The 11,959-nt window shown below is 53.5% G+C and carries 11 protein-coding genes and 1 other annotated feature; of the genes, 9 read left to right on the top strand and 2 right to left on the bottom strand.

Annotated features, from left to right (window positions below; genetic code table 11):
* Positions 1-88: 88 nt before the first annotated feature.
* Genes hemC through hemL form a run of 4 tightly spaced genes read left to right on the top strand, consistent with a single transcriptional unit; the run spans position 89 to position 4,030 of the window.
* Positions 89-1,027, top strand: a complete 939-nt coding sequence (hemC, locus tag C6I21_RS12275) for a hydroxymethylbilane synthase (protein ID WP_105959775.1) — start codon at positions 89-91, stop codon at positions 1,025-1,027.
* A gap of 1 nt (position 1,028) precedes the next feature.
* Positions 1,029-1,742 carry a uroporphyrinogen-III synthase gene (locus C6I21_RS12270; RefSeq protein ID WP_181186236.1) on the top strand — a complete coding sequence of 238 codons (714 nt, stop codon included), beginning with the start codon at positions 1,029-1,031 and terminating at the stop codon, positions 1,740-1,742.
* Positions 1,739-2,722, top strand: a complete 984-nt coding sequence (hemB, locus tag C6I21_RS12265) for a porphobilinogen synthase (protein ID WP_105959773.1) — start codon at positions 1,739-1,741, stop codon at positions 2,720-2,722. The genes C6I21_RS12270 and hemB overlap by 4 nt, the downstream gene beginning before the upstream one ends.
* Before the next feature lie 9 nt (positions 2,723-2,731).
* Complete coding sequence (gene hemL, locus C6I21_RS12260; protein ID WP_105959772.1) at positions 2,732-4,030, top strand: glutamate-1-semialdehyde 2,1-aminomutase; 1,299 nt, start codon at positions 2,732-2,734, stop codon at positions 4,028-4,030.
* A gap of 36 nt (positions 4,031-4,066) precedes the next feature.
* On the opposite strand, the gene C6I21_RS12255 is transcribed toward hemL, so the two are convergent.
* Positions 4,067-5,623 carry a hypothetical protein gene (locus C6I21_RS12255; protein ID WP_105959771.1) on the bottom strand — a complete coding sequence of 519 codons (1,557 nt, stop codon included), beginning with the start codon at positions 5,621-5,623 and terminating at the stop codon, positions 4,067-4,069.
* A 14-nt stretch (positions 5,624-5,637) separates the two neighbouring features.
* Positions 5,638-6,042 carry a hypothetical protein gene (locus tag C6I21_RS12250; RefSeq protein ID WP_105959770.1) on the bottom strand — a complete coding sequence of 135 codons (405 nt, stop codon included), beginning with the start codon at positions 6,040-6,042 and terminating at the stop codon, positions 5,638-5,640.
* A gap of 85 nt (positions 6,043-6,127) precedes the next feature.
* On the opposite strand from C6I21_RS12250, the gene C6I21_RS12245 reads away from it, so the two are divergent.
* The 5 genes from C6I21_RS12245 to C6I21_RS12225 all read left to right on the top strand — a co-directional run bounded on the left by C6I21_RS12245 (position 6,128) and on the right by C6I21_RS12225 (position 11,920).
* Positions 6,128-6,595 carry an NUDIX hydrolase gene (locus tag C6I21_RS12245; RefSeq protein WP_105959769.1) on the top strand — a complete coding sequence of 156 codons (468 nt, stop codon included), beginning with the start codon at positions 6,128-6,130 and terminating at the stop codon, positions 6,593-6,595.
* Between the two features lie 33 nt (positions 6,596-6,628).
* Positions 6,629-6,860: a binding site (T-box leader), on the top strand.
* Positions 6,861-6,905: 45 nt separating this feature from the next.
* Positions 6,906-9,548: a valine--tRNA ligase gene (locus C6I21_RS12240; RefSeq protein ID WP_105959827.1), complete on the top strand. Its 2,643-nt coding sequence runs from the start codon at positions 6,906-6,908 to the stop codon at positions 9,546-9,548.
* A 2-nt stretch (positions 9,549-9,550) separates the two neighbouring features.
* Positions 9,551-10,393, top strand: a complete 843-nt coding sequence (gene dat / locus C6I21_RS12235; RefSeq protein ID WP_181186235.1) for a D-amino-acid transaminase — start codon at positions 9,551-9,553, stop codon at positions 10,391-10,393.
* Positions 10,394-11,055: 662 nt separating this feature from the next.
* On the top strand, positions 11,056-11,343 hold the full coding sequence (locus C6I21_RS12230) for a lmo0954 family membrane protein (RefSeq protein ID WP_105959767.1): 288 nt from the start codon (positions 11,056-11,058) through the stop codon (positions 11,341-11,343).
* Positions 11,336-11,920 carry a hypothetical protein gene (locus C6I21_RS12225; protein WP_105959766.1) on the top strand — a complete coding sequence of 195 codons (585 nt, stop codon included), beginning with the start codon at positions 11,336-11,338 and terminating at the stop codon, positions 11,918-11,920. The genes C6I21_RS12230 and C6I21_RS12225 overlap by 8 nt, the downstream gene beginning before the upstream one ends.
* Positions 11,921-11,959: the final 39 nt, after the last annotated feature.

Below are 11,959 nucleotides of genomic sequence, written 5' to 3'. Positions count from 1 at the left end.
CATGCTACAATAGACGTTGGTAATTCGAGCATCATCTCTGAAATCGTCCGGTATTTTATGGGCGGATAAGCAGATGAAGGAGGCACTTATGCGTAAAATAGTAATCGGTTCCCGCCGGAGCAATCTGGCGATGACACAAACAAAATGGGTGATTGATCAGTTTAAACAACTGGGCGTGCCCTACGAATTTGAAATTAAAGAAATAGTGACGAAAGGAGATAAAATTCTTGATGTCACGCTGTCTAAAGTTGGCGGCAAAGGGCTGTTCGTCAAAGAGATCGAGCAGGCGATGTACGATAAAGAGATTGATATGGCCGTACACAGTATGAAAGACCTTCCTTCGGAGATTGCTGAGGGACTGACTGTCGGTGCCGTACCGGAGCGCGAGGATCCCCGTGATGCGTTTATTTCCAACAGCGGGGTGAAGCTTCTCGCCCTGCCGGAGGGAGCTGTTGTAGGAACGAGCAGCCTGCGCCGCGGGGCGATGGTTCTCATGCAGCGTCCGGATATTCAGATTCAGTGGATCCGCGGCAACATTGAAACGCGTCTGCGTAAATGCCGCGAAGAAAATTTCGACGCGATCATTCTTGCTGCAGCCGGGCTTAAGCGGGTCGGCTGGGATCCTTCCATCGTGTCGGAATTTCTGCCGCCGGAAACGTGTCTGCCTGCTGTCGGCCAGGGAGCTCTCGGCATCGAATGCCGCGAAGATGATACAGAGCTTCTCGAGCTGCTTCAGAAAATCGACGATCCGGTAACGAAGCGGACGACAGCTGCCGAGCGTTCGTTTCTCCATACAGTCGAAGGCGGCTGTCAGGTGCCGATTGCCGGCTATGCAACGCTGACGGAAAGCAACCAGGTAGCACTGACGGCGCTTGTCGCATCGCCGGATGGCAAGCAGGTATTTAAAGAACAGATTACCGGCGATGATCCGGTACAGATCGGCCGGGAAGCGGCAGAGAAAATGCTTGCTGAAGGCGCAAAGGAAGTACTGGATAAAGTAAAAGAAGATCTGGAAAACGAATCGTGAGGTGACGACCGTGCGGATCATCAACACACGGGCCGCGCATCAGCTGGGCCCGGTAAGAAAGGCCGTTGAGTCCCGCGGTGGAACGAGTATTGATCTCCCGGTTATCCGTATAGCGGGTAAGAGGCCTGACTTTCTGCCGGGACCTGCGGACTGGCTTGTGTTTACGAGTGTGAACAGTGTGGCTCAGTGGCGAAGAATCCGGCCATGGCAGGGAGAAAAGGTCGCCTGTGTCGGTAAAAAAACAGCAGATGCGGCGCAGGCAGCCGGCTATCCGGTAACCCTGCTTCCGCCGGGGACAGAAGCAGATGCGGAAGGTCTTGCAGCAGTACTGTGCCGGGAAGCGTCCGGCAGCCGGATCCTTTACCCGCGGAGCGCCCGGGCACGCCCGGTGCTGGTAAGGGAACTTGCAGCATGCGGCTGTGAAGTGGAAGCCCCTGTTGTGTATGATACGGTAACGGATCCGTCGGCAGCGGGCCGGCTGGAGCGGGAAGTACAGAATGCGGATGCCATCCTGCTGTACAGTCCTTCGGCCGTTCAGGCATGCATGGAACTGCTGCCGGACGGCCTGCCTCCGCACCTTCTCGCCGGCTGCATCGGCCGTGTGACTGAAGAAGCTTTCACTTCCTGGAGCACGAATGAATACTGTGTACCGGAAGAACCCGATACGGAAACATTGATTGAGTTACTTTTTGAAAAAAGGAGTTCTGCGACATGACATCATCATTCAACCGTCACCGGCGGCTCCGGCAGACGCCGGGTATGAGAGCGCTCGTCCGGGAAACGCATCTGCGGGAAGAAGATTTTATCTACCCGGTATTTGTAGTGGAAGGGGAGGATACGAAAAATCCAATTCCGTCCATGCCCGGTATTTATCAGTGGTCTCTTGACCGCGTGGAGGAGGAAATTCAAGAAGCCGTGGATCTCGGTATTCAATCGGTCATTTTATTCGGTGTACCGGCTGAAAAAGACGATATCGGCTCAAGCGCCTACGACAGTGCCGGTATCGTACAGCGGGCACTTCGTCAGCTGAAAGCCCGTTTTCCAGCGCTTACGCTGATCGCAGATACGTGTCTCTGCCAGTTTACCGACCACGGTCACTGCGGAGTCGTCAAGGACGGCGAAATTTTAAATGATGAATCCCTGGAGCTGCTTACGAAAGCGGCTGTATCCCAGGCGGAAGCGGGAGCGGACATTATCGCACCGTCGAACATGATGGACGGTTTTACAGCAGCTATCCGTGAGGGACTGGACCATGCGGGCTACACCAACGTGCCTGTGATGAGCTATTCAGTCAAATACGCTTCGGCGTTTTACGGACCATTCCGTGATGCAGCCCATTCTTCTCCGAAATCCGGAGACCGGAAAACGTATCAGATGGACCCGGCAAATCGGAGGGAGGCCCTTCGTGAAGCACAGTCCGATAAGGAAGAGGGAGCAGATTTTCTAATCGTCAAGCCGGCGCTCTCCTATCTCGATGTAATCCGGGAAGTCCGTGAAGCGCAGCAGCTGCCGATTGTGGCATACAATGTCAGTGGAGAATATTCCATGGTGAAAGCGGCCGCGGAGAACGGCTGGGTGAATGAACGGGAAATCGTTCTGGAAAAACTGACGAGTATGAAGCGCGCGGGCGCGGATCTTATTTTAACTTACCATGCCAAAGACGCGTGCAGCTGGTTAAACGATACTACTAACTGAGGTGATTCGATGAACTGGGAAAAATCTTCGGAAGCATTTGAACGTGCGAAACCACTGATGCCGGGCGGCGTGAACAGTCCGGTACGTGCGTTTAACTCCGTCGGCCGCGATCCGGTCTATTTTGAACAAGGAAAAGGGCCGCGGCTGTGGGATATGGACGGCAATGAGTACATCGACTATGTTCTCTCCTGGGGTCCGCTCATTCATGGACATGCCGATCCGGCTGTCGTGGAAGCGGTAAAAGCACAGACCGAAAAAGGGACAAGCTTTGGAGCGCCACATGAGCTGGAAACCAAGCTTGCAGAGCTCGTTATCGAGCGCGTGCCTTCTGTAGAAGTCGTGCGTATGGTCAGCTCCGGTACGGAAGCAACAATGAGTGCACTTCGTCTCGCACGCGGCTACACCGGCCGGGATAAAATTCTTAAATTTGAGGGGTGCTACCACGGTCACGGAGACTCCCTTCTAATTAAAGCAGGCTCCGGTGTGGCAACGCTCGGTCTTCCCGACAGCCCCGGCGTACCGGCATCAACGGCGGCTAATACGCTGACGGTGCCTTACAACGACCCGGAAAGCCTGAGACTCGCATTTGAAAAATTCGGTCATGAGATCGCAGGCGTCATTCTTGAACCGGTCACAGGTAACATGGGTGTTGTGCGTCCAGAGGAAGGGTTCCTGGAAGAACTGCGGCGCATTACAGAAGAATATGGATCCCTTCTCATTTTTGATGAAGTGATGACCGGCTTCCGTGTCGGGTACAACTGTGCACAGGGGGAACTCGGTGTCACGCCGGATCTAACCTGTCTCGGTAAAGTTATCGGCGGCGGTCTGCCGGCAGGAGCGTTCGGCGGAAAAAGAGAAATCATGGAAATGATTGCACCTGCGGGAACGATCTACCAGGCAGGGACACTCTCCGGAAATCCGCTTGCGATGGCTGCCGGCTATGAAACTATTCGTCAGCTGACACCGGACAGCTACCGCTATTTTGATAAAATCGGTGACATGCTGGAAAAAGGTCTGGCGGATAAAGCGGAGAAACACGGCATTCCGCACTGGACGACCCGCGCCGGATCGATGGTCGGCTTTTTCTTCACGAACGAGAAAGTCCGTGACTTCGAATCCGCAAAAACATCGGATCTCGAAATGTTTAAGCAGTACTTCAATAAGATGCTGGAAAACGGCGTATCCGTTCCGCCGTCCCAATTTGAAGGGTTGTTTCTCTCCACTTCGCATACCGAAGAGGATATTAAGCAGACACTTGAAGCAGCAGACCGTGCTTTTGAAGCAATCGCCCGGGAAACCAGCGTGTAAAGAAGGAACTGCCCCCATTTTTGGGAGGCAGTTCTTTTAGTTATGCGTATACGGTTCTGCTTCGATAGTCATTTCCTCTTCCCGCTCGATCAGTTCTACGTAGTGGGAATTGATCAGCGTAAGTGTATCGGACCGGGACGGGTTCAGCTCAAATGTAAAGCGGGTAAGATGATTGAGCATGTTTACCCGCTCCATTGCAGAAAGGCTGTATATGCTTTCCTGGTCGATTTCTTCCCCGTCAATCGTCGTGAAATACGCGCTTTGGTCGTCGTGCTGGACGGGTAAAGAGGAGGTCCCGTCCTGCAGTTGAAATTGAAAATTGCCAAAGCGGTTCCGTTCGGCCTCTTCTACCTCTACAACGAGTGTTTCCCCGGTTTCATTGGTGTCTTTATAAAAATGCACCCGGCCGTACGGCACGTCATAAAACCCCTCAGTATCTTCTTCTGCAATCTCTTCTTCCAGATGCGTTCCCCGATGATATAAAAGGTAGTTCCCCAGCTGAAAGGAGAGTGGCTCGTTATCATGATACATCGTACTTTCTAAATAAAATGCCTCTTTTCCATCATCCCGTGAAAGAACTTGATACGTTTCAAGCAGAGAAAACGTCGTGCCCTTAACCTCAGCTTCATAGGGAATAAACCGCTCCATGTGGTTCTGTGGCATATCGGAACGGGCCTCCGCCCTGCTTCGTTCATACGTAATCCGTGTGCTCGTTGGGCCGACGTACATCTCTTCAAGAGTAATGGTCCCTGCTTCGCCGGAAATCTCCGCATCCGGGAGCGTATACACGTCCACCGGTTGTTTGATGATCTCTTCTTCCAGTGACACGTCAAGGGGGATTTCATCCACCGCCCGGTCCTCGGGATGGTCAGCGACGTTTTTCGCAGCGGAAATGAAGCGCATTTCCACCGTTTCCTTCTCTCCATTGATCGGCGGGTACATAATCCGCCCACGGTGAACGCCGTTTTCCTGAGAAATCGTCTCCATCCCTTCGATATTCATCATGCCATCACCGGAAGCGTGATCAGGCCACAGTTCTGATGAGTTTTCTACTTCCACGGCTGAAAAATAAATAAACGGTTCGTAGATATCCTCTCCGTTTACAGATTCCATTTCGAAATACACGTGTGTCTGGTTTTCATCGGCAGCCACTTCGGTCAGCCGGACGATAACCTCTTCCGTTTCCGCTTCGGCGGAGGCGTCCACGATGATGCCTTCTGCCTGCATCCGTTCGAGCGGGTCGTAGTCGAGCGGGGTGTAATCCGCCGCCCAGTAATACGCCTGGGGATAAAACAGAAAGAGGGCGGCAACCAAAAGAGGCAGGAGCAGGATCGGGCTGAGTTTCAGCCATTTGAGGTAAGTTTTTTGTGCATTCGTCCGGTTGAAGCCTTCGGGAATGCTTTCTTTCAGCTGATAAGCGGCTCCTTTTTTGGCAAACCGGCCCTCCTGGTAAAATGCCCGGTGCTGCCTGCGGACATCATCGTAGGCTTCCCTGCAGGAGGCACATTGGCTGAGGTGCCTCCTGCAGTCGGGGTAAGCTTCGGGATTCTGCATATATCGGAGAAGCATGGCAGAGCAGTCGCGGCACATCATTGATCGGTTTCCTCCTAATCCTCTGGAAAGCAGGTGCGTATGTATTGAAGCGACTGAATGATGCGTGTTTCGGTTTCCGTTTCACCGGACTGGATCAGCTGTGCGGTAAAGGGAAGAGGCAGTTCTGCATAGCTGTAAGCTGCAACGGCTCTTTTCGCTTCAGGCTCGAGCACATTCAGTTTTCGCCGTTCTCCTTCTTCCGGATGAATGTTCTCCTGTTCAAACAGTGTAAAGAGAAGGTCCCACAGCTTCAGATCGGAAGACAGGTCAGCTTGAAATGCCTGATGCATCCACGTTTTCAAAAGTTCATCGAGCGTTTCCTCGACTCCGTAGGCAACGGCCGCCGCTGCGATGCGGTCATCCTGCACTTCCGCCCATTCTGCGAGCGGTTTCATCGAACCATCGAGTGTCTGAGACATAAGGTTTCCCTCCTTCCAGATTCAGTGTAGCATAAGAAAGCAGCAGGATGAAGTTTGTACAGCGATAATTGGGAGGGATATCCAGATGGGAAGTTATTATCAATATCTGCGTAAAAACGTCGGCCAGTACCCACTTCTGCTGCCGGGCTCGTGCATCATTTTGTATAATGCAGAACGAAATGAAGTGCTGCTGCAGAAACGGGATGACGGGGAGTGGGGACTTCCCGGGGGGTTAATGGAGCTTGGAGAGCGTTTTGAAGAGACTGCAGTCCGGGAGATGAAAGAAGAGACAGGGGTGGCACTTGATCCGGCGGAACTGCAGCTATTCAACGTTTTCAGCGGAGAGGACTATTTCGTTACCGCGCCGAACGGCGATCCGTACTATGCGGTAACGGCGCTGTATACCGCCCTCGATCCGGAACAGCCGCTTTCTGAAGGCGATGAGGAAACCGAAGCACTTGACTGGTTCAAACTCGATGCGCTTCCGCAGAACAAACGGAGAAATCATGCCCACTTTCTGACGCTTTTTCAAAAGCAGCAGGAAGAAGGTTGATTCCCGGGCAGGGGCATTGTAAAATACGGATAGAGAACAGCGAAGAAGGGGAAGAGTACTGCTGGAATTCTGACAGAGAGGACCGCCGGCCGGATGGCCGCTGAAAGGCTGTCCCGGAAGGAATGCAGGAAGGTCGCCCCGGAGCTGCAGCGGGGAATGGAGTACCTGCTGCCGGTTCAGCCACGTTACGGCCGGGAGTGTACAGCGTGCAGCGCTGTAAACAAAGGTGGTACCGCGGGGATAACCAGCCCTCTTCGTCCTTTGACGCAGGAGGGCTTTTTGTATGCAATTTTTGAAGGAGGCAGGAGAAATGGAACAGCAGGATATATCGATGGCACCAAAATACAACCCTCAGGAAACAGAAGCAAAATGGTATCAGTACTGGGTGGATAACGGGTTCTTTGAAGCAGGAAAAGACAAAGAGAAAGAAGCGTATACGGTCGTAATTCCACCGCCGAACGTGACAGGGAGACTGCACCTCGGCCATGCGTGGGATACGACCCTGCAGGACATTCTCGTGCGAACCAAGCGGATGCAGGGCTATGATGCACTGTGGCTGCCTGGAATGGATCATGCCGGCATTGCCACGCAGGCCAAAGTGGCCGGCAAACTCCGTGAAGAAGGACTGACATTGTCCGGCCTCGGCCGGGAAGCGTTTTTAGAACGGAGCTGGGATTGGAAAGAAGAGTACGCCTCGTTTATCCGCAGCCAGTGGGCGAAAATGGGACTTTCCCTCGATTACTCCAGGGAACGTTTCACGCTGGATGACGGCTTGTCCGACGCGGTAAAAGAAGTGTTTGTCCGACTTTATGAAGAAGGGCTGATCTACCGCGGCGAGTACATTATAAACTGGGATCCGTCGACGCAGACGGCTCTTTCCGACATTGAGGTTATTTACAAAGATGTCAAAGGTGCGTTTTACCACATGCGCTATCCACTCGCAGACGGAAGCGGTCATATTGAAGTGGCGACGACGCGTCCGGAAACGATGCTCGGGGATACGGCTGTCGCCGTTCATCCGGAAGACGAGCGCTACAGCCATCTGATCGGTAAAACGGTGGAACTGCCGATTATCGGCCGCCGCATTCCCATCGTTGCTGATGATTACGTGGATCAGGACTTCGGCTCCGGAGCCGTCAAAATTACGCCGGCGCATGATCCGAACGACTTTGACATCGGCACACGGCACGCTCTGGAGCGTGTGCTCGTCATGGATGAGTCCGGCGTCATGAATGAAAACGCCGGTAAATATGAAGGGCTCGACCGGTTCGCCTGCCGGAAGCAGATTACGAAAGACCTGCAGGAAGCGGGAATTCTCTTTGACATTGAAGACCATGACCACAGCGTCGGACACTCCGAGCGGAGCGGCGCAGTCGTCGAGCCGTACCTGTCAACGCAGTGGTTCGTTAAAATGGAGCCGCTTGCGGAACAGGCGATTCAGCTGCAGAAAGAAGAAGAGAAAGTCCACTTCGTTCCGGACCGTTTTGAGAAAACGTACCTTCACTGGATTGAAAATATCCGGGACTGGTGCATTTCCAGGCAGCTCTGGTGGGGCCACCGCATTCCTGCCTGGTACCACAAAGAAACCGGCGAGCTGTATGTCGGCAGAAACGCACCGGAAGATCCGGAAAACTGGGAACAGGATGACGATGTGCTGGATACGTGGTTCTCTTCTGCACTATGGCCGTTTTCTACGATGGGCTGGCCGGATGAGCAGTCCGATGATTTTAAGCGGTATTATCCGACCGATGCGCTCGTTACCGGCTACGATATCATTTACTTCTGGGTCGCACGGATGATTTTCCAGGGCCAGCATTTCACAGGACAGCGTCCGTTTAAAGATGTTCTGATCCACGGACTCGTCCGCGATTCCGAAGGCAGAAAGATGAGTAAGTCGCTCGGCAATGGTGTCGATCCGATGGATGTCATCGATAAATACGGTGCCGATGCGCTCCGTTTCTTCCTTTCTACAGGAAGTACACCGGGGAATGACCTCCGTTTTTACTGGGATAAAGTCGAAGCCAACTGGAATTTCGGGAATAAAATCTGGAATGCCTCCCGGTTTGCACTCATGAATCTGGACGGATTGACCTATGAGGAGATCGACATCAGCGGAGAGAAAACGATCGCCGATGAGTGGATTCTGACCCGTCTGAACGAAACGATTACGCACGTCACGAAATTCATCGAACAGTATGAATTCGGCGAAGTCGGCCGAGCGCTGTACAACTTTATCTGGGACGATTTCTGTGACTGGTATATTGAAATGGCAAAGCTTCCGCTGAATGGAGAGGATGAGAACGCCAAGCATACAACACGCTCCGTACTCGCCTATGTCCTGGACCGGACGATGCGGCTGCTGCATCCGTTTATGCCGTTCATCACCGAAGAAGTCTGGCAGCACCTTCCGCACGAAGGTCCGTCGATCACGACAGCAGCCTGGCCGGAGGAGAACGAATACAGCAGCAGTCAATCCCGTTCAGACATGGAGCTGCTTCAGGAAATCATCCGCTCGGTGCGGAACACACGCTCGGAATTAAACGTGCCGATGTCACGTGAGATTCAGCTGATTGTAAAAGCGGGCAGCCCGGAAGTGCTCGACCAGCTCGAGCGCGGCCGTGCGTATCTGGAGAAGTTCTGCAACCCGTCGACGCTGACGCTCGATACAAACGTGGAGGTGCCGGAAAAAGCGATGTCTTCGATTCTTGCCGGCGTAGAACTGTACATGCCGCTGGAAGGTCTTCTGGATATCGATGCAGAAATCGAACGGCTCGAAGGAGAGAAAAAGCGGCTGGACGGTGAAGTCACCCGCGTCCAGAAAAAACTTTCCAACGAAGGGTTTACCGCCAAAGCTCCGGCAAAGGTCGTCGAAGAAGAACGAAAGAAAGAAACCGAGTACCTGGAGCAGCGTAAGAATGTGGAAGCACGCATTCAGGAATTGAAGCAGTCATGAAAATGACCGCATGGTACAACGGCTCGTTTATTGATCCGGATACAGCGGTGATCCCGATTCAGGAACGCGGGCATCAGTTCGGCGATGGCATTTACGAAGTGATCCGGGTATACAGCGGCATGCCATTCGCAATGGAAGATCACCTGGACCGGCTGGAGAAAAGTGCCGCCGCAGTGCGGCTGACGCTGCCGATGCCGAGGGAAGAGCTTGAAGCACTTCTTCTTGAAGCGCTCGAGCGCTCGGGCGGAGAAGAAGCGGAGATTTACCTGCAGATTACACGGGGCATTCATCCAAGAAATCACGCTTTTCCCAAGGAGGACCGCCCGGCGCTCAGTATTATCGTGTCCCCGGCACGGGTGCTTCCGGAAGAAGAGCAGGAGAACGGAATCCGTGTAATTACGACAGAAGATAAGCGGTGGACTCAGTGCTGGATTAAATCGCTGAACCTGCTGCCGAACGTTCTCGCGAAGCAGGAGGCAGTCGAGCAGGGAGCGAGAGAAGCACTGCTCATCCGGGACGGAATCGTCACGGAAGGGTCCAGCACGAACGTGTTTCTCCTCCGCAGCGGGACGCTGTACACACACCCGGCGACGGAAGGAATTTTACACGGCATCACGCGGGACCGGATCATCCGGGCAGCTGCAGAGGCAGACATTCCGGTAGTCGAAGAAACGTTCACCACCGATGCACTGTTTGATGCAGAGGAAGTCTTTATCACGTCGACAACACTTGAAGCTGCCCCGGTCTGTGAAATCAACGGCAGAACGACAGGAAGCAGCTTTCCAGGTACCATGAAACTCCGTAACCTGCTTCAGCAGCAGATCCGGAAGGAACAAAATCAATAATCATTCTTCAAAGGCCGTCTTCCACATGGAAGGCGGTTCTTTTGCACTAATAAGAATGTATGAAATCCAAAGCCTCCTCCAAGCAGGCATGCCAGGGGCTGCAGCATTTCAAGCCGGGCGCTGTTTGCATGACTGCTTCCCCAAGCGGAGAACGAATACCACCGTTTTCTCTGCCGAACGCTTCGAAGCGGCAGTTTGATGTCATTCGAAAACACCGGACCAGGAACAGCAGCCAGCGGACCAGCATGGCTCGTTATCGGAACACCGCAGCCCCCTGGCGGAACAGAAGCGGCCTTCTCCGGACCAAGTCCATTCTATCGGACCATCTTCAGCCCAAATCGAAACGCGTGCCGTGCCTTATCGAACCAACTTTCCAGGCCATCGGACCACCGGCTGCCGCAACTTCCGGCGCCCCTCTCCTCCAATCCGTACCCCGCTCCCGACAGACAGCGGACAGGAGCGGCTCTCTTCCGTGCTAGAATGCAGGCCGGAGCTGCAGAAGCGGCAGCAGGCAATTTAAGCAGCGACCGTCCCATCTACTTGAACGGCGCAGGACCTGCTCCGCAGTACGCCCCGGGTCCTAGCAGAAATACGGCGGCAGCACATTACCGGAAAACTGTGACCGCGGTAAACTAAAGGTACATTCGAAGGGAGGAAGTCACATGAAAGTAGTTATACTGCTGGCGGCCGTTATTGCAGGACTTATCGTGCTCAGCCAGCTCGGACCGATGCTGTTGTTCGTACTTGGAGCCTGGCTTTTGTACGTATCGTACACACGATTTCAGGAAAGCAGATCTACCGGTGCAAAAGCGGCATGGGTTGTGCTTGCAGTCATTACCATTACACTGATGCTCGGCACGAGCTCTGCACTGATCGGACTAGCTGCACTGTATTTTCTTTATGTCGTCTACCGGAGCTGGAACAGGAAAGGGGAATTCCACTATGAGTAACCTATGGGAACGGATGAAACAGGTAATGAAAGAGGACTGGGAACGCGTACAGCAGAAAAAAGAGGAAGTGCCGTTTTCAGAAGCACGTCCGGAGCAGGCGAATCTGACAAGTGCAGAAAAGCAGCTTCGTGAGCAGAAAGAGCGTGTCCGCATGCTTCGTAAAAAGGAAGATGAGCTGGATGTTCAGCTCGCGGAAAGGACATACGAATACCAGCTCGCTGAAGAGGCGGAGGAAAGTGACATGATGCGCTACCTGGAGCGGGAAACGGAAGCGCTCCGGAGTCAGGCGGACAAAACGAAGCGCGTGCGGGAAGAGGCAGAAGAGCAGCTGAAGGAGCTGGATCTGCTGTTTCAGGAGATGAGACACCGCCAGGCGGACCAGGAACTGGAACTGATGGAGCTTGAGACAAAGGAAAAAGCGGCAGATATCCGGCAGCAGATGAAAACGTGGAACCGCAGAGAGGAAACGCCGGTTCAAGAGGAGCCCGATATGTCCTCCACGGCGCATATGGAAGAGCGGCTCAGGCTGTTAAAGCAGAAAAAGAAAGAAGAATCTGCTTCCCACACCATCGACTAAACATGCTATGCTGAGAAAAGATGTCATTTCGGAAGGAGG

The organism is Alkalicoccus urumqiensis, from assembly GCF_002993335.1.
In the GTDB taxonomy this organism is placed as follows: Bacteria; Bacillota; Bacilli; order Bacillales; family Salisediminibacteriaceae; genus Alkalicoccus; species Alkalicoccus urumqiensis.
Note: the sequence above shows the minus strand (reverse complement) of the source record. Positions and strands in the feature narration are given on the sequence as shown.

Coding starts and splice junctions, on each gene's coding strand:
- hemC (WP_105959775.1), top strand. CDS start 89: ATGCGTAAAATAGTAATCGGTTCCCGCCGGAGCAATCTGGCGATGACA.
- hemB (WP_105959773.1), top strand. CDS start 1,739: ATGACATCATCATTCAACCGTCACCGGCGGCTCCGGCAGACGCCGGGT.
- hemL (WP_105959772.1), top strand. CDS start 2,732: ATGAACTGGGAAAAATCTTCGGAAGCATTTGAACGTGCGAAACCACTG.
- C6I21_RS12255 (WP_105959771.1), bottom strand. CDS start 5,623: ATGATGTGCCGCGACTGCTCTGCCATGCTTCTCCGATATATGCAGAAT.
- C6I21_RS12250 (WP_105959770.1), bottom strand. CDS start 6,042: ATGTCTCAGACACTCGATGGTTCGATGAAACCGCTCGCAGAATGGGCG.
- C6I21_RS12245 (WP_105959769.1), top strand. CDS start 6,128: ATGGGAAGTTATTATCAATATCTGCGTAAAAACGTCGGCCAGTACCCA.
- C6I21_RS12240 (WP_105959827.1), top strand. CDS start 6,906: ATGGAACAGCAGGATATATCGATGGCACCAAAATACAACCCTCAGGAA.
- dat (WP_181186235.1), top strand. CDS start 9,551: ATGACCGCATGGTACAACGGCTCGTTTATTGATCCGGATACAGCGGTG.
- C6I21_RS12230 (WP_105959767.1), top strand. CDS start 11,056: ATGAAAGTAGTTATACTGCTGGCGGCCGTTATTGCAGGACTTATCGTG.
- C6I21_RS12225 (WP_105959766.1), top strand. CDS start 11,336: ATGAGTAACCTATGGGAACGGATGAAACAGGTAATGAAAGAGGACTGG.